This is a genomic window from Vibrio sp. vnigr-6D03 (assembly GCF_002835515.1).
Classification (GTDB): domain Bacteria; phylum Pseudomonadota; class Gammaproteobacteria; order Enterobacterales; family Vibrionaceae; genus Vibrio; species Vibrio penaeicida.
This window is the reverse complement of the sequence record NZ_PIZL01000013.1, coordinates 175,670-197,468: the sequence shown is the minus strand read 5'-3', so window position 1 is coordinate 197,468 and position 21,799 is coordinate 175,670. Positions and strand designations below refer to the sequence as shown.

The 21,799-nt window shown below is 44.0% G+C and carries 24 protein-coding genes; 11 read left to right on the top strand and 13 right to left on the bottom strand.

Annotated elements, in window-relative coordinates:
- Positions 1 to 98 precede the first annotated feature (98 nt).
- Positions 99 to 1,259 carry a Gfo/Idh/MocA family oxidoreductase gene (locus CW749_RS11460; protein WP_101112260.1) on the top strand — a complete coding sequence of 387 codons (1,161 nt, stop codon included), beginning with the start codon at positions 99 to 101 and terminating at the stop codon, positions 1,257 to 1,259.
- 102 nt (positions 1,260 to 1,361) lie between these two features.
- Here CW749_RS11460 and CW749_RS11455 read toward each other — a convergent pair whose 3' ends face one another.
- A complete protein-coding gene (locus tag CW749_RS11455) occupies positions 1,362 to 1,577 on the bottom strand; it encodes a helix-turn-helix transcriptional regulator (RefSeq protein WP_101112259.1) in 216 nt (71 codons plus the stop codon).
- A gap of 9 nt (positions 1,578 to 1,586) precedes the next feature.
- The gene (locus CW749_RS11450) at positions 1,587 to 2,135 is read right to left on the bottom strand and encodes a DUF2975 domain-containing protein (RefSeq protein ID WP_101112258.1); all 549 of its coding nucleotides are present in this window, start codon (positions 2,133 to 2,135) and stop codon (positions 1,587 to 1,589) included.
- Positions 2,136 to 2,385: 250 nt separating this feature from the next.
- On the opposite strand from CW749_RS11450, the gene CW749_RS11445 reads away from it, so the two are divergent.
- Positions 2,386 to 3,597 carry a hypothetical protein gene (locus CW749_RS11445; protein WP_101112257.1) on the top strand — a complete coding sequence of 404 codons (1,212 nt, stop codon included), beginning with the start codon at positions 2,386 to 2,388 and terminating at the stop codon, positions 3,595 to 3,597.
- A gap of 136 nt (positions 3,598 to 3,733) precedes the next feature.
- Here the strand turns inward: CW749_RS11445 and CW749_RS11440 are convergent, their stop codons facing one another.
- Together CW749_RS11440 and CW749_RS11435 are read right to left on the bottom strand one after the other, a co-directional pair.
- Complete coding sequence (locus tag CW749_RS11440) at positions 3,734 to 5,188, bottom strand: DUF3360 family protein (RefSeq protein WP_101112256.1); 1,455 nt, start codon at positions 5,186 to 5,188, stop codon at positions 3,734 to 3,736.
- 248 nt (positions 5,189 to 5,436) lie between these two features.
- On the bottom strand, positions 5,437 to 6,042 hold the full coding sequence (locus tag CW749_RS11435; protein WP_101112255.1) for an HD domain-containing phosphohydrolase: 606 nt from the start codon (positions 6,040 to 6,042) through the stop codon (positions 5,437 to 5,439).
- 470 nt (positions 6,043 to 6,512) lie between these two features.
- Here CW749_RS11435 and CW749_RS11430 point away from each other — a divergent pair, with 470 nt between their 5' ends.
- Complete coding sequence (locus tag CW749_RS11430) at positions 6,513 to 7,328, top strand: MurR/RpiR family transcriptional regulator (RefSeq protein WP_101112254.1); 816 nt, start codon at positions 6,513 to 6,515, stop codon at positions 7,326 to 7,328.
- Between the two features lie 21 nt (positions 7,329 to 7,349).
- On the opposite strand, the gene iolG is transcribed toward CW749_RS11430, so the two are convergent.
- Entirely contained in the window at positions 7,350 to 8,336 is a 987-nt protein-coding gene (gene iolG / locus CW749_RS11425; RefSeq protein ID WP_101112253.1) for an inositol 2-dehydrogenase, read from the bottom strand.
- A gap of 3 nt (positions 8,337 to 8,339) precedes the next feature.
- Entirely contained in the window at positions 8,340 to 9,164 is an 825-nt protein-coding gene (iolB, locus tag CW749_RS11420; RefSeq protein ID WP_101112252.1) for a 5-deoxy-glucuronate isomerase, read from the bottom strand.
- 268 nt (positions 9,165 to 9,432) lie between these two features.
- On the opposite strand from iolB, the gene CW749_RS11415 reads away from it, so the two are divergent.
- The 6 genes from CW749_RS11415 (at position 9,433) to CW749_RS11390 (ending at position 15,524) form a co-directional block, all read left to right on the top strand.
- Entirely contained in the window at positions 9,433 to 10,605 is a 1,173-nt protein-coding gene (locus CW749_RS11415; protein WP_101112251.1) for a phytanoyl-CoA dioxygenase family protein, read from the top strand.
- A gap of 148 nt (positions 10,606 to 10,753) precedes the next feature.
- On the top strand, positions 10,754 to 11,635 hold the full coding sequence (locus tag CW749_RS11410; RefSeq protein ID WP_101112304.1) for a DMT family transporter: 882 nt from the start codon (positions 10,754 to 10,756) through the stop codon (positions 11,633 to 11,635).
- Between the two features lie 176 nt (positions 11,636 to 11,811).
- A complete protein-coding gene (locus CW749_RS11405) occupies positions 11,812 to 12,489 on the top strand; it encodes a spondin domain-containing protein (protein ID WP_101112250.1) in 678 nt (225 codons plus the stop codon).
- A gap of 122 nt (positions 12,490 to 12,611) precedes the next feature.
- A complete protein-coding gene (locus tag CW749_RS11400; protein WP_101112249.1) occupies positions 12,612 to 13,076 on the top strand; it encodes a DUF302 domain-containing protein in 465 nt (154 codons plus the stop codon).
- A gap of 258 nt (positions 13,077 to 13,334) precedes the next feature.
- Positions 13,335 to 13,820: a hypothetical protein gene (locus tag CW749_RS11395; RefSeq protein WP_101112248.1), complete on the top strand. Its 486-nt coding sequence runs from the start codon at positions 13,335 to 13,337 to the stop codon at positions 13,818 to 13,820.
- A gap of 9 nt (positions 13,821 to 13,829) precedes the next feature.
- Positions 13,830 to 15,524, top strand: a complete 1,695-nt coding sequence (locus CW749_RS11390; RefSeq protein WP_101112247.1) for an LruC domain-containing protein — start codon at positions 13,830 to 13,832, stop codon at positions 15,522 to 15,524.
- A 124-nt stretch (positions 15,525 to 15,648) separates the two neighbouring features.
- Here the strand turns inward: CW749_RS11390 and CW749_RS11385 are convergent, their stop codons facing one another.
- From CW749_RS11385 to CW749_RS11365, 5 genes are all read right to left on the bottom strand, one after another.
- On the bottom strand, positions 15,649 to 16,596 hold the full coding sequence (locus CW749_RS11385) for a polysaccharide deacetylase family protein (protein ID WP_180958386.1): 948 nt from the start codon (positions 16,594 to 16,596) through the stop codon (positions 15,649 to 15,651).
- Positions 16,597 to 16,770: 174 nt separating this feature from the next.
- On the bottom strand, positions 16,771 to 17,295 hold the full coding sequence (locus CW749_RS11380) for a lipocalin family protein (RefSeq protein ID WP_101112243.1): 525 nt from the start codon (positions 17,293 to 17,295) through the stop codon (positions 16,771 to 16,773).
- A 73-nt stretch (positions 17,296 to 17,368) separates the two neighbouring features.
- Entirely contained in the window at positions 17,369 to 17,830 is a 462-nt protein-coding gene (locus CW749_RS11375; protein WP_101112241.1) for an OsmC family protein, read from the bottom strand.
- A gap of 143 nt (positions 17,831 to 17,973) precedes the next feature.
- Positions 17,974 to 18,321, bottom strand: coding sequence for a hypothetical protein (locus CW749_RS11370; RefSeq protein ID WP_145997847.1), 348 nt, complete (start codon positions 18,319 to 18,321; stop codon positions 17,974 to 17,976).
- A 215-nt stretch (positions 18,322 to 18,536) separates the two neighbouring features.
- Positions 18,537 to 18,839, bottom strand: a complete 303-nt coding sequence (locus CW749_RS11365; RefSeq protein WP_101112237.1) for a Dabb family protein — start codon at positions 18,837 to 18,839, stop codon at positions 18,537 to 18,539.
- 253 nt (positions 18,840 to 19,092) lie between these two features.
- Between CW749_RS11365 and CW749_RS11360 the strand changes: the two genes are divergently transcribed.
- Positions 19,093 to 19,848 (top strand): 3-hydroxybutyrate dehydrogenase, encoded by a 756-nt coding sequence (locus CW749_RS11360; protein ID WP_101112236.1) that lies wholly within the window; start codon positions 19,093 to 19,095, stop codon positions 19,846 to 19,848.
- Positions 19,849 to 19,872: 24 nt separating this feature from the next.
- On the opposite strand, the gene CW749_RS11355 is transcribed toward CW749_RS11360, so the two are convergent.
- Positions 19,873 to 20,334 (bottom strand): GNAT family N-acetyltransferase, encoded by a 462-nt coding sequence (locus CW749_RS11355; RefSeq protein WP_101112234.1) that lies wholly within the window; start codon positions 20,332 to 20,334, stop codon positions 19,873 to 19,875.
- Positions 20,335 to 20,450: 116 nt separating this feature from the next.
- Positions 20,451 to 21,368: a permease gene (locus CW749_RS11350; protein ID WP_101112233.1), complete on the bottom strand. Its 918-nt coding sequence runs from the start codon at positions 21,366 to 21,368 to the stop codon at positions 20,451 to 20,453.
- A 106-nt stretch (positions 21,369 to 21,474) separates the two neighbouring features.
- On the opposite strand from CW749_RS11350, the gene CW749_RS11345 reads away from it, so the two are divergent.
- Positions 21,475 to 21,771, top strand: a complete 297-nt coding sequence (locus tag CW749_RS11345; protein ID WP_101112231.1) for a metalloregulator ArsR/SmtB family transcription factor — start codon at positions 21,475 to 21,477, stop codon at positions 21,769 to 21,771.
- The last annotated feature ends 28 nt before the right edge of the window (positions 21,772 to 21,799 follow it).

The following is a 21,799-nucleotide window of genomic DNA, read 5'->3' as shown; positions in this document are numbered from 1 at the left end:
TCTTGCGCCTGACTAGATTTTTCTTGCTCCAGAATAAACAGTTTTTGCACAGGACTAACGTGTACGCACCTTTCTCCTAGCAGATAAAAGGAAAGAATATGAGCCTCTCGATACAAAAACTTGGACGAAGGTTAAGACTTGCTGTGATTGGTGGAGGTCCCGATTCGTTTATCGGGTCTATTCACCGAAGTGCTGCCACTATGCACGAAGAATTTGACGTCGTGGCCGGTGTTTTTTCTTCGAACCCAGACCGTTCTTTGAAAGCCGCTGAATCTTTGGGCGTTCGCGGATACGCTTCGCCTGATGCGTTATTTTCACAGGAAAAAAGCCGAGCAGATGGTGCAGATGTGATTGCGATCATGACGCCCAACAACACCCATTACGCCTTATCCATTCAAGCTCTAGAAATGGGTTTTCACGTAATGTGTGAGAAACCACTCACAATGAACGAAGAAGAAGCGAACCATCTTGTTACCAAAGCCAAGCAAAGTAAGAAGTGTTATTGCGTCGCATACGGCTACACGGGCTATGCGATGGTACGCCAAGCGCGTGCCATGATAAAAAATGGGGTCATCGGCGACATAAAAATGCTTCAAAGCAACTATATCCAAGGGCATTTGGCTGAGCTAACACCCAGCGAACTTGATGGGTCTAATTGGCACATGAAACCTGAGTTAGCAGGTCCTTCATTGATACTGGGTGATATTGCCACCCACAGTTATCACTTGCTTAATTATGTGTCAGGAATGATCCCCGAAAAGATCAGTGCTGATGTCACTGCCTTGGTGGATGGGCGTCAAGCAGACGATTATTGTGGAGCGCAATTGCGATATTCAAACCGTGCGCGAGGTCAGCTATTTGTTACTCAAGCTGCCGCTGGTGGCGTACATGGCTTGAGTTTCACGATTTATGGTTCAAAAGGTGGCATAGAGTGGAACCAAGAACAGCCCAATGAATTACTTGTTAGACCGTTAGATGCACCTGCATATACCTTAACCAAAGGGGGTAAAGGATTATTGCCTGAAGCACAAAGAATATCTCATGTAGCTATCGGGCATCCGGAGGGCTATCGAGAAGCATTCGCTAATTTGTATTTTGATTTGGCGAATCACATTGTGGCACTGGAATCAGGAGAGGAACCTAACCCGCTGTGCCTTGAATATCCTAGTGTGGAAGAAGGTGCTGAAGGCATGGCTTTTGTGTTTGCGGCATTAAACTCAAGAGATTCAGACAGCCAATGGGTTGCGCTAACTAGCTAAGATGTTTGTCGCGCTGAATGGCGTATACCTATTCAGACAATAAAGGCGTGAACATCCCTTCACGCCTTTATTCTTGTCCAACCTTCCTGTGACCTTAGAAAATCACTCAGATTGTTCTGCTTGATACTCCAAGATATCACCCGGTTGGCATTCAAGTACTTCACACAACTTTTCTAACGTTGAAAAACGCACGGCTTTTGCTTTGCCATTCTTTAACACCGACAAATTAGCTTCGGTAATCCCAACTTCTTGAGCCAGCGTCTTTAATCGCATTTTCCTTTTGGCCATCATTACATCTAAATTAATACAAATCGTCATGATAAGCCCTTAAATGGTATGGCGGTTTTCGTCTGCAAGTGCGTGACCTTCTTTCATTACCCAAGAAATGATCACCACGATAAAGCCAAACATAAGCGTCAGCAAATCCAAACCTTGAAAAGTGACTGCAAGTACACGCTCACCCGGTGGGTTGTTGAACGACAAAATCACTGATGTTACTGCGCCATAGATGACCGAGCCACCGACCCAATAAAACAAGCTGTAGCCTAGCTTTTGGTAGTAATTGGCATTCTCCAACGAAAAAATTTCATCGCGTTCGTAGTTCTTGAACAGCCGAATTAACAGCATCAGCGCATACATAATAATGCTGCACAACAATAAACTCGCAATCATCGCGAACAGCCGGGTGCTAAGCGCCAAAGGTTGGGAGGTGAAGTCGTTCGCCTTGAAACTCATTTCAATGATGCCCATTGAAGTTAAAAAATCATACGACGTATCCACTGTTAGCCAGTAGTAACACACCAAAACAGGTGTAAGCGCAAACAAACATTGAAATAGAATTCGCACGCGGCGGCTTTGATTTTGGATCTTTGACATTAGGTGATTCTCATCTGATTGGATAAGCGCATACTAAATCGTAAAAAATCGCAGATCAACATTAAATTATCGAAAAACGATAATTTAATGTTATTTAAGAGTAATAAATACAAGAGAAAAAACTAGAAGGTCCATCCTTACATTCGCTTACCCAACATTCGGTTAATTCATGAAATGCTAAGGTCTAATGATACGAATAACCACATAGCCAGAACTTCGCCTCTGACGAAGTGCACAGCGGGATACCAAAATGAAGCGTTTCGTTCTTACTAGTTTGCTTGCCACGTCCATCACGTTTAACTTAGCTGGCTGTAACAGCACAAGTAGTGCCTCAGCCGTTTTTATTCCTCTTTCTGAAGAAACAAAAAGCCTAGGAATTGAAGACGTACCCGACACACTTTCAGAAACCTACAGCGTTGAAATGAAATTCAATCGCTACACAAAAGTACTTGCGCCAAATGGAAAGGCAATACACCTGATCGCGCAAGACAAGCTATCAGACAATCAAATTGTTCGTGCGAGATCAGTCTTAGAGCATTACTTAACCCCTCTCCCCAATTCACAGTTTGGGTCAGACAAAACCCAAGTCGCCAACAAAATGGCAGATAACAATGCCGTACTCTTGCTTCTGAATGGTGAGGACGATGGTTCTAACCCTGCCTCGGATTTAGGTGGTCAACCGCTGTACCAAAATGAAATCCAAGTTGAAGGGCACAAGTGGTACACCACTCAAGACTACGATCATCGAGACGCGACATTTGAAGAAATTCTGCACTTGGTTCACGACTACGGAATCGGTATTGATCAAGAAGACACGTTTATGGGGGCGCTGCCAGAATTTCAAGCTGAAATACGACAAGCGCAATATTACGCCTTAGCGCACCAATTATGGGGAGGTGGTATTGACCAAAGACGCTGGATAAATGAACTAAAAGAAGAAAACAGCCTGTCACAAGAATATCTCGCTTCGGTCATTGATTCCTACTACGGTCTATGGGGAGCTTGGTCGGAAAGCAATACGCATGGAATGTGGGGGATTTATACCGCCAAAAGTCGTAAAGAAATTGCCCTAGAAGACTCCCTTGGTGCGGAATTAATGAACAATAAATTCTTCCACTCTTATCTCACATACAATGCTCGAATCGATGGAAGTTTTACTGGTGACTTTAGCCTACGTTTTAACGAATCCGTTCCCTATACTCACCACTCTCAATACCTTAAAAACATTACATTAACGGGGTCGAACCCTTCGAATGTTATCGTCAATTCTATGGACAATGACATCACTGGAAACGAAGCAACAAACAAAGTGTTCTTTTCTGGAAACGCTTCAGCTTACACAATCGAAAAGCATAGCGACGGCTCAGTTACCGTTAAAGACAAGCAACAACGCAGAGACGGTAAAAACAACTTAAGCCATATAGAAAAACTGGTGTTCAAAGACAAAACAATCACCCTTTAACCCGAGTTGAGTTTGGAGAGCTCGATTGAGTATGAGCTCTCCCTCTTCTTTACTTACAACCGGTTATGCTTGAAAAGTTCTAGAGCTATGGCAATTCTAAAGCTATAGCAATTCCAGACCTAAGTCATTTCTTGACCTAAAGCAACGCAGGAATACCAGGTAACTGCCCCACTAGTGCAAGTGCGCCTACACAAACGGAAACGGCCAACAAAGGAATACCAAACCTATCGATACCAGAAAGAGAGTCTGAGCGTTCTTTATTTCCAATAATACCGGTATTGTCCAAGAGCATGGCAATCGCCCAACCGAATACAGGGTTGACCAACGCACACGCAAACATGCAAATTCCTGCACTTTGAGCGTTTCTCGCATTCCTAACCATTTGCATCCCAGCTTCTAAGAGCGGTAGAAAGACCCCAACCAAAAGTGCCACTCGTAACACAGGTTCCCACATTGCTAAATCCATTGGGTAACCTAAAACCGCTGCAAAAATACACATCAAGCCGGTTAGCAGCGCTCCCCCTGGAATCGGTCTTTTCGCAATGGCAGCCGGAATCATGTAAGTCCCCCACGAAGACGCTAAATTGCCTCCTCCTAACCCCACTCCTACAATTTGACGAATTGAACAAACCGTCATGGTGTCATCAACATCCATCAATGCCCCTTTGGCGGATTTAGGGTAATTGAGTTCTTGGAATACTCGATGACCCAAAAAGTCGGGCGACCACATGGCGACAGCCAAAATCGCGAAAGGGATAACTGCAATAAAGTGTTCTAACTTTGGCCAGCCTAACTGCCACCCTGTGTCTTCACCCCACCAATAGAAAGGGCTCATATTCGGTAAGCCTGGCTCTGTCGTAAATTCGAACGGTATCCCCATAACGTACGCGACTACACCAGCGATCAAAGAACACAGGGGTATCGCAAGCCATCGCTTTTCTACTTTCGCTAAATAGGCATAAATAACAATTGTGGATAGAACGACCGCAAAGGAAACGGCATCAAAACCGGCAGAAATCGACCAAGATTCAAATTTACCCAACTGACTAATCAGCCCGACCGCGCCAAGATAAATGAGCAATCCACCCCGTACACCTTCACCCGTCAACTTTACAAGCTTCGAGCCCCCTTTGGACGCACTGAGCAATAAACCAAAAACCCCTACCATAATTCCCAGCGCCAAAGGGTGACCACCAGCTGCGGCAACAAGAGGGATCAATGGGATCATAGGGCCATGAGTCCCAGCAAGGTTGGTACGTGGATTCAGCATAGCGGAAAACAAAATAACGAAAAGAAACCCTGCGATCAGTAATTCGAAGCGTACATTTTCTGCCACAAATTCAGGAGACAAACCAAACTGTGCTGCGAACGCCGCCACCATAGCGGTGACCATAACCACTTTTCCTATTGTGGCTGCAATAGCAGGGACCCAATCCTCTATTTCAACACCGAAGTCCCGAAATGGAATATGAGGTGCCCATCGCTTATATTCAGCAATATTTAACTCATGCTCTAGGTATTCATTTCTTGAATTAAATGAAGAAGCAGACTTCCTTCTTCTTTGATAAACACTCTTGTTTTCCTTTTGCATCTCTATTCCTATAAATAATAATTTCCCTCGAAATCATTATTTATAGGAATAGAGTTTAGTTTATTGATATAAATCATTATTGCTTTTGAATACCTAAGGGGTAAGAAGGGAAACACGATCAAAAACAAATAATCCATTAAATTACAAAAACTTAGAAAGAGCCAAGTGATATAGTAAAAACAGTTCAGAGAGTTACAAATAAATGTGATGACAAAATATGAAATTCAGTTAATAAATAACGAACAAAGCTATTTTTTCGTTTTAAATTCACTATTCTCTATCATGACACTAAATATTTTAAATACATCTGGGTCATACTTTAAGCCCGTTTCCTGACGTAAAATTTCCATAATTTCATCATGAGTTCGGGCTAAATGGTAAACTCTGGTAATCGACATCGCCTCATAGCTATCCACTATACTGATAATTCTAGATGAAATAGGAATCTCATCCCCAGCCAAGCCATCGGGGTAGCCATTTCCATTATAATGCTCATGATGGTGACGGATAAGTTTGGCAACATACTCGGCTCCTTTTAGCTCGGTGGAAGCCAGTATTTTCTCGCCAATTTCAGAGTGCGTTTTCATGATCTCCCACTCTTCTTTTTCGAATTTTCCCGGCTTCATTAACACGTCATCAGGAATGCCTATCTTTCCGATATCATGGAATGCCGCAGCAATGCACAACGCATTGAGCTCTTTCCCACCTAAACCGTAATTTCGCCCAAGCTCTGAAGACAGTTGTTGAACACGGCCCGAATGCCGATATGTCGAAAAGTCACGGTATTTGAGAGAGACCGATAATGCCTTAGTGTACATTTGCAAAGTAGCAAGAATTTCATTCTCTAAGCCCATACAGTGACCACCCTAAGAATGTTGTACTTTTGTGAAGGCTCCTATCGTCTACAGCTACTAAAAAGAAGTATGAAAAAGCAAACTCGTAAATAAACCCATTAAAAGTGAGGAATTAAGCAATTATCGCTTTTTGATTTATTCATCAATTAGCTTATCTTCCCCAATAAAAATGACCGGATAGATTTGTCATTATTGGTTCAAAGTCACAAATTTAATCAAGCTACCGACTCGCGGTTAAATTTTACGTTTGTATTGATGCCTTGTTTGAAATCTAGGTAGTTCTCGCTGGAGCAAGCACCTTGAGGTCACATGGGTATATAGATATTTGGGTATACAGGCATTTGAATGTATAGCTATATAGGCAGCTCTCACGAATCTGATACGCAGGATTGAAATGTTTATTCCAAATGAAGTAACCTCGAAATAAAGAAGGGTGTTTTCCTTCTCATTTTCACTTATCTGGACGCTACATGAAACCCGTAACAACACTCAATGAGTTACAAGATCGTATCCGAAAGGAATACGGAAGCTTAAGCCGACGTCTTCAACAAGTGGGCCAGTATCTACTGGATAACCCTGATAATGTGGCATTTGATACGGTTGCCGTTATTGCCAGTAATGCCGATGTTCCTCCTTCAACACTCATTCGATTTGCCAGCGCATTGGGCTTCAGTGGCTTCAATGAAATAAAGCAGCTGTATCGCCAGAACATGGTAGAAGAAACCAGTAATTATTCAGATCGAGTTAAGCTTGTAAAAGCCATGTCTCCAGACGAAGTTAAACCAAGCACGCCGATTTCTCGCTTGCATTCCTTCGCTCACGCGAATGCCCACGCTCTAGAGCAACTGGCAAACAAAATCGAAGAAGATGATTTGAACAAAGCGGTAAAACTGCTGGACGAAGCGGAATGTGTTTATGTTGTCGGAATGCGCCGTTCATTCAGTGTAGCGTCGTACTTTGTGTATGCCTTACGCCATTTAGGCAAACGAGTCATGCTGATTGATGGATTGGGTGGCATGTACAATGAACAGCTTGCGATGGTCACTGGGAAAGATGCGGTAATTTCGATCAGCTTTACCCCGTACGCTCAGGAAACACATGACTGGGTAAAATCTGCTAAGCAGAAAGGTGCAAAACAGGTCACAATTACAGACAGCCAAGTCAGCCCCATTGCAGAGCTTTCTGATGTCAGTTTTGTTGTAAATGAAGCCAATGTCGACGGCTTTAGAGCTCAGTCTGCAACGCTGTGTCTCGCACAGACCATTGCCGTTTCATTGGCTTCATAGTTGCCTCTATTTACGACACTCTTATAGCGAAACAGGCTGCCCTGAACGCATGGATTCGGTGGCAGCTTCAGCAATCACCAAAGCAATCTCACCATCATACCCACTGCATAAAGGCGCGGTTTTTCTTTCGAGAATATCCACAAAATGTTGCCATTCAACTTGATAGGCTTTTTCGTATCTTTCTAGGAAAAACGGCTGAGGCTTCGCTGATTGCACACCAGATTCATCCCATTGCTGAACTAAGTTCTCCGGCAAATTTTCTACTCGTAACATCCCTTCACTTCCATGAAGTTCTGCACGTTGATCGTAGCTGTATCCAGATCGACGACTATTGATGATCGTTGCAGTAGCACCTGAAGGGAAAGAGAGAACTGTTACCGCCGTGTCGATATCACCCGCTTTTCCGATCTCTTCATCCACCATACAACTGCCATGGGCCATCACAGAAATAGGATCCTCTCCTAGTATGAACCGCGCCATATCAAAATCGTGAATTGCCATGTCTCGAAACAAACCGCCAGAGACTTTGACATACTCAACTGGCGGTGGAGCGGGATCGCGAGACGTAATCACTAACGACTCAGCTTTACCGATCGCCCCTTTAGCATACTGTTGTTGGAGCGCAGAAAAATGAGGATCGTAGCGGCGATTGAATCCCACCAGCATCGGTACTTGATGGGTAGAAACAGTCGCAAGACATTGACGCACTCGCTCTAGGCTTAAATCGATTGGCTTTTCACAAAAAATAGCCTTGTTCGATTTCGCTGCAAGTTCAATCAAATCGGCATGGGTATCTGTTGCCGAGCCAATGCAAACCGCGTGAATACTGGGGTTTTCCATCGCGTCCTGTATCGACATAACTTGCGCGTCGTATTTCTCTGCCAACATACGAGCGCCCTTTTCATAAGGGTCGATAATCGCCGTAAGGTTAGTTTTTGGGTGTGAAGAAATGTTGGCAGCATGCACCTGACCAATGCGTCCGGCACCAAATAGAGCAATATTAAACATGTTTTAATCCATCTTTTTATATTCGTCAGTATTGACCCACTGATGGTCTTTTTCCCATGTAAACAACCATTGTCTTACTGGGCCAGCCATCACATTTAAATAGTAGCTGTCGTAACCGGCTACGGTCGCGACAGGGTGATAACCTTTAGGTACCTGAACGACATCGCGGTCATAAACCGCCATGGATTCGTCCAACGTACGATCATCGGTGTACACTCGCTGAAAACAAAACCCTTGTTCTGGGTTCAGCCGGTGGTAGTACGTCTCTTCGAGCAAAGTTTCATTCGGTGGATCATCTTGATCGTGCTTATGACTGGGGTAAGAACTGGTGCACCCTTCATCGGTATAAACTTCAACAACCAGCAAACTGTCTGCGGGTTCGTTGTCGGGCAAAATGTTATGCACAAACCGCTGATTTCGACCATTGCCACGATGCTCGGCACCTATGTCTTTAGGAGAGATCAGTCGCGATGGATGCGTGCCTTTGCCGGGAGCTCGGCACACTGCTAGCTCTAAATCTGTTTGCGCGTTTAATGTACATCCATCTCCGCTTGAAAGGTAAACAGCGTAAGGTTTGATCTTGTCGAATGGCGACATTCTCTCCCCTATCTCCCCCAAACTCTCCCCAGCTAATGTCGCCCTTGCCTTGCCTGAAACCAACACAACACAAATTTCTTGTCCTTCTACGGCTTCAAAACTTTGGGATTGACCGCTTGTGAGTTGCACAACGTCAAAACCAATGTACGTCCAACCCGCCGATGTAGGCGTAATGTGCTGTATACGGTTCTGTTCGTCCCGATTTTTCCGTTTAGAAAGTAAATCAGACATCCATTCTTTCTCCACATTGCTGCACAACTTGATGGTTATGTGCTGGGTTGTCTTTGTTAGAAATAAATATTTCACATAAAGATTAAATGAAACAGTTAATTCAAAAAGTGGTTCCCAAAAGTGTGATGATTGGCTAGAATTTAACCGCACATTTGCATAAGAATGCGGAATAACATCTGGCGGAAAATAAAAAATCAAAGGGTTACAGATATCCGTCGGACACAGCAAAACAACGGTAAGACACTACTTAGGGAAAAGGAGAAACCCCATGTACTCGAACTCTAAATTTCCAATGTTTGCGAACAAAGACAACATCAGCTTGGAAGACTTTGTTGCCAGTCGTGTTCCCTCTTCAGAATTTGCGCTCAAATGGCCATCTGAAGTGCATCAAGGTATTGTCATATACGATGCGCATCAAATTGATTCCGAAAACTGGGACACGATCAAAGATGAATTGGCGAGTATTTTTCTGATGGGAGGCGGTATCGTCGTCATTAAACACTTTTTCTCAGATACCCAAATTGTCGATTCAATGAGCCATGTTTTTAATGACATTCTGGCGTCGGAGCTAGGGTTTGGTGAAGGCGATCATTTCGCTCAAGCAGGGGCAACTGCCAATGGGCGTATCTGGAATGTGTTTCAAAAAAGTGCGTTGGCGAACCCAGAGGTATTCATCAATTACTACAAGAACCCTTTGCTTAAATTGGTTTCAGAGTCTTGGCTTGGCGGAAACTACCAAGTTACCGCTCAGGTGAATATTGTTCGTCCAGGGGGGCGTGCACAACAGTCTCATCGCGATTACCATCTTGGTTTTCAACACGCAGATACGTTAAGCCAATATCCCGTTCATGCTCAGCAAATGTCGGCATTACTGACTCTGCAAGGAGCTATCGCACACAGTGATATGCCGCTAGAGAGCGGTCCGACTAAGCTTTTACCTTACTCTCAACACTACCCATTAGGGTATGTATCCTGTAGAGAGCCCATATTTCAACAGTACTTCGAAGATCACTGTGTGCAACTGCCGTTATCCAAAGGCGACGCCCTCTTTTTTAACCCGGCCATCGTGCACGCAGCAGGACAAAACGACACAAAAGACGTGCAGCGCTGTGCCAACTTACTTCAAATCTCCTCTGCGTTTGCGAAACCGATGGAAACGGTAGATTTAGCAAAGGTATCGTCAACGCTCTTCGATAACCTAAGTGTACATTGGCAATCAGGGGCACTGAGCGAATTGGAAAAAGACGCCATTCTTACAGCCTCGGCTGATGGTTATTCTTTCCCCACCAATTTAGATACAGACGCACCCGTTGGTGAATTAGCGCCTCAAACCATGAAACAGTTACTCAAATCGGTATTAGACAAAGGCAAGTCGAAACAACAATACCAAGAAGCGCTATTAGCTCAATCTGAAAGGCGAAAAGCTGAACCCGAGAGGTGATCTAGAGCGCTTAGCTTGGTTAAGCCTTTATATTCGACCAGCACCAAATTCATTCAATTTTTTTGAATAGATTTGTCGTGTCACAAGCGTTGGCTTAATGGTGAATAAAACGTATGATTTAAAAACACAATTTTTATTCACCACTTTTATGCACACTCAACAACATAACCCTATACGCGGTGCGTCTTGGATGCTTACCGCCGGAATGGCTTTCGCTATTGTTAATAGCCTTGCCCAGGTCGCAAGTATTAACTTTGGCGTTCCGTCCACCACCGTAGCGCTGCTCCAATATGGGATTGCGCTATTGGTTATTCTCCCGTATCTAAGAACGCTAGGCATTCGTCAATCACTCAAAACTCAACATTTTGGGTGGCATGCAATGCGTGTTTTTCTCTCCGTTATTGGTATACAACTTTGGCTGTGGGCACTGGCTTACCCTGTCCCTATTTGGCAAGGCATCGCATTGCTAATGACATCACCACTTTTCGCCACCGTTGGTTCAGGCTTGATTCTAAAAGAAAAAGTGGGGGCTGCTCGCTGGTTTGCGACATTGGCAGGCTTTGCTGGTGCCATGATTATTTTAGAGCCATGGGCCGACGACTTTAGCTGGGCGACACTATTGCCCGTCGGTGCTGCATTTTTCTGGGCATGTTATTCCATTATGGTGAAAAAATTATCAGTGAACGATCCACCTTCCACTATGGTGGTGTACCTTCTTTTGCTGATCACCCCATTTAACCTAGTGTTGGCACTACCCGATTTTTCAATGCCTAGCACTTGGAATTTATGGGCAGTGTTGATTGCCGCGGGAGCGATGACAGCGCTAGCACAATGGGCAATTGTGAAAGCTTACGCCGTTGCCGATGCATCGTTTGTACAACCCTTTGATCACGCTAAACTTCCTCTAAACGTGTTGGCTGGGTGGATGGTATTTGGCTGGGTTCCTCCGGGTCGGCTATGGCTTGGTGCCTCCATTATTATTGGTGCCGTCGCTTTTATTACGCATTGGGAAACCAAAAAGTCGAACTAGTCTTCTGCGATAGGGTGTACTTGTCATTGAATACACTTGCAACTTAAACTGCTCGCGCTTAAGAATGATAGCGCGAGCATCATTTGTGATGCATTTGTGAGCTTTCTGTGAGTTATTCCAGCAAAGGCTGAGCGTATAGTCGTTATGACTTTAATAACGACACGCGAGGTTTTCGCATGAAAAACACAACTAAAACACTCATCTCTTTAGCACTATTTAGTCTTTCTCCTTCATTGCTAGCCAACTCTTATTACTACCATCAAGAAAGAGTTTACGAAGTCACGGTAACGAACCTTACAAAGGGCATTTCATTTACTCCTTTTCTAGGCGCGACCCATTTACCAAGGCACCAACTTTTTAAGCTCGGGGAGCCTGTCTCTGATAATGTGGAACGAGTCGCCGAAGGGGGAGATATCGCGCCATTGCAAGCTCAACTTGATGACTCCAATTATGTCTCTTCTACTTCTTCATCAGAGGGCTTGCTCAACAATGGTCAAAGTGTGTCGTTTGAAATTACTTCAACTCGACCACATAATCGATTGAGCCTTATTTCCATGCTACTGCCCACCAATGACACCGTAGTGTCACTTCGTGGGAAACGACTTCCTAGATACATCGGTAAATCGGTGACCTACCAAATGCACGCATACGATGCTGGCACAGAAGCCAACGATGAATTGTGCGCTAATATTCCTGGTCCTCACTGTGGCGGTTCGCCATTCTCTGCTGCTGCTGACACTGATGAAGGCTATGTTTACCCAAGCCCGGGTATCCACGGTGAAGCCGATCTTGCGCAGTCTGCCTATGACTGGCAAGGCGCTGTCGCCAAAGTAAGAATCAAGCGAATTCAATAGGTTGAATCTTGGCAGAACCTATGTTCTGCCTTATTCTTCTAAACGATTGTTCTCTCTGAATGGGGAATTGGAGGAACGTCAATGCACTCAATAATATTGACCTTACTTCCAGAGGAATCAAAATGAAAAAAACCATCGCTATTGGCGTGTTTTCATGCCTTTTGTCCTACTCGGCTATTGCTGAAAACGGTCTTGTAACCATCAAAAGCAATCACAATGTCGATCAAACAACTCAGAACCTTGTGACAGTTCTTGAGAAAAAAGGCATGACCGTTTTCACCCAAATCAAACATGATGAAGGTGCAAAGAAAGTGGGAATGGAACTCAGACCTACCCGTCTAGTTATTTTTGGTAATCCAAAAGTCGGCACACCACTGATGAAATGCAGCCAAACTGCTGCTATCGACTTGCCTCAAAAAATGCTCATTTGGCAAGACGAAGCAGGGCACAATTGGTTGTCTTACAATAGCCCTGACTACCTCAACACTCGTCATGGATTGGACATGAATTCTGAGAACAAGTGTGCAAAAGTTATCGGTAAAGTGAAACAAGCATTAAGCAATTTTGCTAAGGCTGCTACTCAGTAACTACCGCTCGCAATTCAATTTTAGTTCTAAATGTAGGAGTGTGGTGTCGGTATTTACCGATAGCCAAATTGGCAGCTCTCCTACTGTATTTCCCTCCTTTCCACTTCGCTTTTTGACCTTCTAAATTGATTCTCAATTAGACAAAATCCAACCCGAAAAAATAAAAAACATTAAAATTCAAGCTATTAAATTTGGCACACCGCTTGCTGCAGTCACTATTAGGAATAAATCCAAAATCTATACTAGCTAGCGGGGTGAATGATGAAAATCACACAAAATGCCATTTCAGTAACCATAGCCACCTTGATACTTTCAGCATGTGGTGGCGGCGGTGATAGTAGCAGTTCTGGGTCACCCTCCCCTTCCGCACCAATTTCAAGCTCAGAATTTACAGATATTACTGTGCCCAGTGGGTTTGATTGGAAAGGCTCGTCCAACCAACAAATCACATTCAGTGTCGTCAGTAACATGACTCAAGTCGATGGGGTTAACGCCAACATACGTGGGCACCATATTTTAAAAATCTACAGCATGACATCATCCAGCGCAGATCCCATTCCATTCTTCACTGGAAGAACCGATTCAATGGGTCAAATACAAAGTGAACTTCGGCTTTCATCCAACTGGCAATCCATCAAAGTGACAACCACGGTGGATGGAGAAAACTGCACTAGCGTGACGTCCATTTCAGATTTAACGAATCAGATTAATGTGGGTTGCGACCTTGTATTAGGCACGGATTAGGAGGCTGCTATGATCATTAGAAAAACACATCAAACTACGTGGTTTCTTCTCTCGCTAGCTTTATGCAGTACCTCTGCGTTAGGCGCTGCGTCGGAGGATAACACCGTAACCAACAATGATGGTTCCGTCACTATCACTCAAAAAATCAACGCAAACAGTACGTCACCGCATTACGTTGCACCTTCTGGCTACGGGTTTGATATCTACAGCGGTAAAGACCAAGATTACTCTTGGCAACACAGTATCTCTTTACCTACAGGGGCTCAGGTTACGGAATCAACGCTCACCATTTACGCCTACGATATTGATTCAGAACCTAGCCATGGCGAAAACGGGGAATACGACAGCATTTCTGTCGATGGCTCCATGCTCACTCCCGGATTTTTGCAAGGAACGAATCGAACTTGGTCTACAACGGTGTTTGACCTCCCAGTAGCCTCTTTATCGGATGGCATCATCGATGTGGATCTTGATATCGACATGGCGAGAAGAACATGGAAAACAACGCTGAATTACAGCCTAATGACCGTCACGTATATCATTATTCCAAATGATCCACCCTATACTCCTACACTGAGCCGAAATACGGGTACGGGCGTTAACGAAGATCTTGTGGTCACCGTGACAGGGCCCACGCCTGCCGACCCAGATGGCGATAGCGTGTCTTACGTTTATCGTTGGTTTGTAGACGTTGGACAAGGGTATTTTGTTGATGACGAATTCGCAGGTAAGTCCAACAACTCGAGCGCAACGTTACCTTCAAGCGAAACGAGTCTTAACGAGCAATGGAAAGTGCAGGTGTACGCCGTAGACAGTAACGGCTTGATCAGTGGCGTAGCTGAAATCACGTGGCCAGCCATTGGTGATACCGATGGTGACGGAGTAATGGATGCGGAAGACTACGCTCCAAACGATCCAGCAATAGCCTTCTACAGCCGCACCCCAACCTCTGGTTGGTATACGTTGAGCTTTGAGGATCAGTGGCCAAATGAAGGCGATTACGACCTAAACGATTTCGTTACGCGATACGCTTACGAAGTCTATACCAATGCCGATAATGAAATGACGCGCTTCGATTACATTGGGCAGGCTGTCGCTCGTGGCGCTAGCCGAGCGAATGGCTTTGGCGTTTCACTTAGCGGCATTGAAGCAAGCCATGTATCGAGCATGACGAAAACTGTTGCTGGCGTCCAATCCAGCTTGTCACCTGAAAGCGGACATAGCGGTGAAATGGTCTTCATTGCATTCAGTAATATCCACGACATACTGCCTTCCAATGGGTCATTCAGTTTCTTCAATACCAACAACACCGACGAGCGAGATGGCGTCGATTATCGGGTTTCGGTTTTGCTGAGCACGGCACTTGAGTCGTTCTCTAGCTCCATCATAAACCCCTTTATTTATGCGACTTACAGCCGAGGTACAGAAGTACATCTAATGAATCAGCCCAATACCGATTTGGCAGATACCAGCCTATTTGGATCTGGAGTCGATAACTCCGATTCAGCAGCAGAACGCTTCTACCAAACATCCGCAGGCTTACCTTGGGCGCTTGATGTTCAAAGTGAATGGCTGCACCCTCACGAAAACACCGATGCTGCTGTAGCATACCCATATTTAAAAACATGGGCGGAATCTGGGGGCAAAACAAACACGGATTGGTTTAGCAATAAGGTCAACGGAAAATGTTGGAAATGCCGATAAACTTTTTCTGCTAAGTTTTTATATAGAAAGGTAAATCGACAAGCGTTAGCCTTATATAAAAACAATACGCCCATTGATTTGATTCAATGGGCGTATCATATCGGTTGACCTGTCAATGAAGACGCTATTTTAAGCAGTTACTCCCTTCCGTCATCAATTGTTTTAACTCCCGATAATCCGTAAATTGAATGTTGTTCTCTTTTATTGCTTTTTTAAGTGAACCATCGGTCCAAACACGATATTCATCAAATCGTAATTCAGCATCTCTGAATTGCTGCTTGGCACTGTCGGTTCGAAGTGCAGGGTGAATCGCGACGTGATGAAGGGCTGGCTTGGCATCTTCAAACATTTCTTGATATTGGACTTGGCTTAGCCCCTCATCCATTAACCTGTCTGTCGGGTTGTAATACATCCAAAAAACATCTGGAGAGAAGAATCCTTTCCATTGCAGAGTCGCGGTTCGGCTCCGCTGCTCACGCTGACTCATCCAGTGGTGCTGAACAATGATAGGCAGCTTATAGTGCTTCGCGATGCTAAGGGTGACGTCCCAGAAATCTTCTCGATATGCCCAATACAGCATGTGGAAGTCTAGATGAGTCACATCGAGCCCCATTTCTAATGCGAGGTCGATTTGCGCTTCTAGTTCTTTGCGCACATCTTTGATATTTGCGTGCTCTGCGAGTTCATCTCCCGTTGGCCACATGAAGCCTTTTTTGTTGTATAGCGAAGGGACCTCTTCTTGACTGAGTAACGGCGTCCAACTGTTGGCTTCTTGCCATTCGTTGGTCAGTGTTAGATGCAGGCCAACAGGTGCTTTATTGCTGATAGCATAACGTGCAGAGAAATTGAAATTTGGTGTTGGCACCATTAAAGAAAAGGTTTGAACAATGTCTTGCTCATACATTTCAAACACAGCCTTATCCATATCGGGATGCATCCCAATGTCGTCAGCATTAATCACAAAAACTGTGTCTTGCGCATCGAAGCCGAGGCACTGATTTATTTTGCTGGCATCGGAGCACCCACTCAGCAATAGTGCTGCTCCTAACGCATTGACCCATAACTTAGCCATTTTTCGCCTATACATATTCTGGTTTGAACAAAAATATGCCACAAATTCAATATGTGTAGTTTGACTTATGTTTCGATTTTAAGAGCCTATTGAGCGGCTTGAATGGAACATCCGAGCCATCTCGCATTTATACCCAGCTCAGGTATAAATGCTTTGAGACTGCATTAGATAGGTCTATTTGAAAGGTTGCTGATTCACGAATATCAGCTCATTGGTGTTAAAACCTTTTGCTTTAGAGATCTCTACAAACTTGTCCTTAATCTCTTGGCTAACTTCAGGTGTACGAGACAACAGCCAAAGGTAGGAGTTGTCTGGTCCTGAAACGAAAGCGTAATCATAACCTTCTTTTTCCAGTTCAAATACCACGTAAGAACCGTAAAACGGGCCAAAGAATGACACCTTCAGGTACCCTTGATCATCGCCTTCTACAAAGTATGCCTTACCTTCCGCTTGGCTCCATTCTTTATCTTCAAGAGAATAACCACGATTGATAACGCGAATACCGCCATCGTCGCGCCAAGAATATTCCGCCGTTACCTGCTCTAATCCACGTTCAAACGAATGATCCAACCTCGCGATTTCATACCACTTCCCTAAATATCGCTCTCCAGCAAATTCTTGTACTGGTTGTACTTTGTCTGGCATACCTAAACAGCCACTCAAAAATAATATGGATAAAGCCACTCCGATAATTTTCATTGATTCCCCGACATAGTATTAAAAGGTAAATAACCTCAAAGTAGAGGTTAATTATAAAAATAGTCTCAGTTTTTCACGAATGGATTTCGATTTTGGATTTCACTGAATTCGCGATAAAGCAGTTTTTGTGAGCCATTACGTGCAGCTTTTGAAGTTGTTCTGGAGTTGGAATTTTACTTCCAGAAAAAACCACATTTGGGTTTAGTGACACGTTGCTAACCCACTGCTTTCCGTCTTCACCTTCCGACAATATTCCGAACGCTTTGTCTTCGTAATGCTCCACCACATATTTTCGCTTAGCGGCAATCGCCAAAAAAGCCATCATATGGCAGCTCGAAAGCGTGGCAACATACGCCTCTTCTGGATCAACGGCCGTTTCATCTGACAAAGGAGAAGGAATAACTAAAGGAGAAGAAGATGCTTGTAGGCATAGTCCACCGTCAAATTCCCAAGAATGTGCACGGCTGAATTGGCTATCAGTAAACGTTTGATTTTCCGATTTTTGCCAACGAATTGTTGCGTGATGAGTCGTCATGGTTTTGAGTACACCTTGAGAAAAAACAAAGTGTACCCAAACTCTTGGATGGATTCGCGGAGAATCTTAACGATTTAAGCGGCCGATTTTATTTCCCAAGCAAAATAGGTAGGTACAATACAGTTGAGGGCTAACACCTTTTCCTAATCATTCTCGTAAATGATGCAATCATTAGCGTCACGACGGGCACAATCGTTTCTTTGCTCGTTCAGCACCTTATCTTCGATATCCATCGCTTCCCAATCACTGTCGGTTGGTGAACGTCCTCGGTCCATAAACGTGATAAGTGGTTCGTCAGATTCATCGCTTTCCCATATGGATCCTTCGTATTCGAAGCCATTTTCTTTCTTCGAACCTTCATTGCAATTGGTACTGGAATAAGCATGCGAATTTCGGTCGCAGGAATCGTAGAGAATAGAATTAGCGTAAGCAAGAGAAGGTAATTGACTGCTGAACATCAACAGAGAGACAGCAAAAAGATTTCGATTCATTTGTTTAATTAAAATTATCAATACAACTTAGGGAATGCATTCTATAAATAACCACGTTTTGGTCAATGTTTTTTAACGTAACTGTTTTCGCGGTTCAAAAATGAAGGTTTATTGGAAAAATCTTCTGCTAATAAAGGAACTTTTTTCGGAGTAGAGCTGGTAACGTAACAATACCAAGCTCCCCCCCTTCTTTCATGCGCATAAGAGCCAATGGTTTAACATGTTGGGATGTAATCAAGCACGATAATGTCTTCTAAGATAGGGTGAAATTGCGCTTTTAAAGATTCATGCTCTGGGTGTTTTAAATAGTTCTGACGCCCTTCTTCATCTGCAAACGTCATAAAAATACAATGCGTATAATTTTTGTTTTTTCCTTCTGGGCTATCATTTTTACCCCACTCAACAGACGCAACACCTTTCACGGTATTGGGTATCTCCAAAAATAACCCAAGCAACGATTGGATCTGCTCGTGTTGTGCTGCTTCTTTAAACTCTACAAGTAGTAGATGCCTTATCATTGTATTCTCCTTCGATTCGCTTAATTTCTATACATCATACTGATCGCTGAAAAGGTTTCCGCGCGCCAAATTGGGTTCTGCGAACTTCATTCCATGCAATGATGATAAAGTCCCAAAATTCTGAACCTGTATCGACAGCAAAGTCTCACGTACCAATTTCCATTACACTGTAATTTCGGTTGGTTTTTGTTCTATACCACATCTCAAATTAATCTGAGATCGGGTTATTCAACAACAGGAAAGGGGAAACTGAATGGTTAAAGTCGCAATCGTGACAGGTGGAGCAAGCGGCATAGGATACGCCATTGCTAAAGCTTTAGCTTTCGAGGGAATCCGAGTAGCTATCGCTGATTTGAATGAGAGTGAAGGCAAACAAGCGGCATCTGAACTCGGGTGCGAGTTTTTCTGTGCCGATCTCTCTCTGGAATCGAACAACAAAGCGCTTGTCGAACAAGTCCTGTCCAAGCTTGGCAGAATCGATATTTTAGTGAACAACGCAGGGTTTCAGCATGTCAGCCCGATAGAAACTTTCCCCGAAAATGTCTTATCTAAAATGCTTTCTGTGATGCTTACTTCCCCTTTCCTGCTCACTAAGTACTGCTGGGCACCTATGAAAACCAATAATTGGGGAAGAATTATTAATATTGCCTCTATTCATGGTCAAGTCGCGTCGCCGTATAAAGCCGCTTATGTGACCGCAAAACATGGGTTAGTTGGGTTAACTAAATCTTCCGCGCTAGAAGGCGGCGAATGTGGCATTACCGCGAACGCTATCTGCCCTGCCTATGTCAAAACACCTTTAGTGGAAAAACAAATTGCAGACCAAGCTGCTAACCACAATTTGGATTACGATTCCGTTGTTCAAGAGATCATGCTGAAAAACGCCGCCATTAAAAGAATGATAGAACCCGAAGAGGTTGGAGCCATGGTGAAGTTTTTAGTCAGTGATTCAGGCAGATCAATAACGGGGGCAAGCTTATCCATCGACTTAGGGTGGACAGCGCAATAAGTGCAATGGGTGAATGGATAACGACTACAGTTTTTTTCCTAAGCACACGGAAACCTCTCTCCCAACATATCTCCCGTACGCTGGAATATTGTGGTATCCGTGTTTTTCGTAGAATGAAACCGCTTTTGTATTCACTCGTCTCGTAGACAGCAAAGCCGAACGATACCCTTTGCTAAGTGCGTATGACTCCAGTTCACTCAACAGTAGTGACCCTAGCCCCGGTTTCGCGGAGTACATACGTTTTATTTCGCAGGCGGATTCTGAATGATAACGAAATCCGCCGCACACGGTGGGTTCACTATTTAAGTAACCCACCAGATACCCATCTTTTTCCGAGTTAAATGCCTCTGCCTTGAACGAACTCTCACCGCTATCACTCGTAATGGAAGTTAGGCTCTTGTTTAGTTTTTTCACTAAGAATAGAAAATCTCGATCGTCCGGAGCGACATGTTTGAAGCAGAGTCTTTCCGGTGTTCCAGTATTCATTATGCTTCCATCCGTTTAAACACTCGATTGTACACAGTTCGCCTTTCTCAGAATGTTCTGAAACTAAAAGTATATTGATAGCTGCAAGTTTACTGATACCTAAAGTCTACTGATAGCTAAAACAGAACATTGTGGAGCAGCCCTGCACCGATAGCCATAGACAAAATCACAGCGATAAAAGAGACAACTAGGGTATTTTTAAACATCGATTTTAACAAGATCACTTCTGTTAAGCTGGCTCCTGCACTCCCGATTATTAACGCCATTACCGCACCAAGCCCCATTCCTTTGGCTGCAAGTGCAGCACTCAGTGGAATAACTGCTTCAGCACGGATGTAGAGTGGGATACCAATCACAGCTGCAACGGGAATAGCCAAAGGGTTATCCTTACTCGCGACACTTGCGATAAATTCCGTGGGCATAAAACCGTAGATAATCGAACCAATGGCAATACCACCAATCAAGAAGGGTAAGACCTTTTTAAAATCGTTCCAAGTACTATGCCAAACCCTAACCCATTTGCTTTCTGGTTTCTTACTCTCACCGCACGTTGTTCCACACCCTTTTGCAATTGGCGCAGCATAGACTTCAGGCTTGATGTACTTTTCAAACCCCAATTTCTCGAGAGAGTACCCCGCTATCACAGACACCCCCATAGCCACTGCGAAATACAATATTGTGACTTGATAACCAAATGTAATCGCAAACAATCCAATAATGATGGGGTTCAACAACGGACTAGCAAATAGAAACACCATCATGGTTCCAAAGCCTGCTTTTGCCCTTAATAGCCCCTTCAAGAACGGGATCGTCGAGCAAGAGCAGAAAGGGGTGACTGCACCTAGGAAAGCGGCAACCACATACCCTTTGCCATTTTTGCTACTCAATATGCTCTGGATTTTTTCGGGCGGAATATACAGTTGAATAACCCCTACCACATAACTAATGGCTAAAAAAAGTATGGTTAGCTCTACTGCTAAAAAGACGAACATGGATAACGTTTCTTGCAAAGCGAGTGAGTTTATATCGAACATAATTCAAATCTCTATATTTCTAGAATATTCGAAATATATTCTTTACCAATAGAATGATCAAGATATTTCTAGTAATATCGAAATATAATATTTGAGAGGAATCTAAATGGACATCGAAATCGTTGCGAAGTCTCTGAAAGAGTTAGGGCACCCAACAAGGCTGACTATTTACAAAAGTGTTGTGAAAGCAGGGTTTAGAGGTATTGCTGTTGGAGGGCTTCAAGAAAGCCTTGCGATCCCAGGATCGACACTTTCGCATCACATATCGGGCTTGGTTTCAGCAGGTTTACTGACACAGCGCCGAGAAGGGAGAACGCTTTTTTGTGTCGCTGAATACGAAAAGCTCCGAGGCGTGATCAGCTTCTTGCTCGACGAGTGCTGCGCCGACGAAGAAGAAGAGTAATGAACAATGGAAAGGGTATACAGATAGA

Bases quoted from the DNA above. Each gene is read 5' to 3' on its own strand.
- CW749_RS11350 (WP_101112233.1), bottom strand. From the start codon at position 21,368: ATGTTCGATATAAACTCACTCGCTTTGCAAGAAACGTTATCCATGTTC.
- CW749_RS11435 (WP_101112255.1), bottom strand. From the start codon at position 6,042: ATGGGCTTAGAGAATGAAATTCTTGCTACTTTGCAAATGTACACTAAG.
- CW749_RS11405 (WP_101112250.1), top strand. From the start codon at position 11,812: ATGAAAAACACAACTAAAACACTCATCTCTTTAGCACTATTTAGTCTT.
- CW749_RS11430 (WP_101112254.1), top strand. From the start codon at position 6,513: ATGAAACCCGTAACAACACTCAATGAGTTACAAGATCGTATCCGAAAG.
- CW749_RS11415 (WP_101112251.1), top strand. From the start codon at position 9,433: ATGTACTCGAACTCTAAATTTCCAATGTTTGCGAACAAAGACAACATC.
- CW749_RS11450 (WP_101112258.1), bottom strand. From the start codon at position 2,135: ATGTCAAAGATCCAAAATCAAAGCCGCCGCGTGCGAATTCTATTTCAA.
- iolB (WP_101112252.1), bottom strand. From the start codon at position 9,164: ATGTCTGATTTACTTTCTAAACGGAAAAATCGGGACGAACAGAACCGT.
- CW749_RS11390 (WP_101112247.1), top strand. From the start codon at position 13,830: ATGATCATTAGAAAAACACATCAAACTACGTGGTTTCTTCTCTCGCTA.
- CW749_RS11455 (WP_101112259.1), bottom strand. From the start codon at position 1,577: ATGACGATTTGTATTAATTTAGATGTAATGATGGCCAAAAGGAAAATG.
- CW749_RS11400 (WP_101112249.1), top strand. From the start codon at position 12,612: ATGAAAAAAACCATCGCTATTGGCGTGTTTTCATGCCTTTTGTCCTAC.
- CW749_RS11345 (WP_101112231.1), top strand. From the start codon at position 21,475: ATGGACATCGAAATCGTTGCGAAGTCTCTGAAAGAGTTAGGGCACCCA.
- CW749_RS11385 (WP_180958386.1), bottom strand. From the start codon at position 16,596: ATGGCTAAGTTATGGGTCAATGCGTTAGGAGCAGCACTATTGCTGAGT.
- CW749_RS11365 (WP_101112237.1), bottom strand. From the start codon at position 18,839: ATGATAAGGCATCTACTACTTGTAGAGTTTAAAGAAGCAGCACAACAC.
- CW749_RS11355 (WP_101112234.1), bottom strand. From the start codon at position 20,334: ATGAATACTGGAACACCGGAAAGACTCTGCTTCAAACATGTCGCTCCG.
- CW749_RS11445 (WP_101112257.1), top strand. From the start codon at position 2,386: ATGAAGCGTTTCGTTCTTACTAGTTTGCTTGCCACGTCCATCACGTTT.
- CW749_RS11410 (WP_101112304.1), top strand. From the start codon at position 10,754: ATGCACACTCAACAACATAACCCTATACGCGGTGCGTCTTGGATGCTT.
- CW749_RS11460 (WP_101112260.1), top strand. From the start codon at position 99: ATGAGCCTCTCGATACAAAAACTTGGACGAAGGTTAAGACTTGCTGTG.
- CW749_RS11375 (WP_101112241.1), bottom strand. From the start codon at position 17,830: ATGACGACTCATCACGCAACAATTCGTTGGCAAAAATCGGAAAATCAA.
- CW749_RS11380 (WP_101112243.1), bottom strand. From the start codon at position 17,295: ATGAAAATTATCGGAGTGGCTTTATCCATATTATTTTTGAGTGGCTGT.
- CW749_RS11395 (WP_101112248.1), top strand. From the start codon at position 13,335: ATGATGAAAATCACACAAAATGCCATTTCAGTAACCATAGCCACCTTG.
- CW749_RS11440 (WP_101112256.1), bottom strand. From the start codon at position 5,188: ATGCAAAAGGAAAACAAGAGTGTTTATCAAAGAAGAAGGAAGTCTGCT.
- CW749_RS11360 (WP_101112236.1), top strand. From the start codon at position 19,093: ATGGTTAAAGTCGCAATCGTGACAGGTGGAGCAAGCGGCATAGGATAC.
- iolG (WP_101112253.1), bottom strand. From the start codon at position 8,336: ATGTTTAATATTGCTCTATTTGGTGCCGGACGCATTGGTCAGGTGCAT.
- CW749_RS11370 (WP_145997847.1), bottom strand. From the start codon at position 18,321: ATGAATCGAAATCTTTTTGCTGTCTCTCTGTTGATGTTCAGCAGTCAA.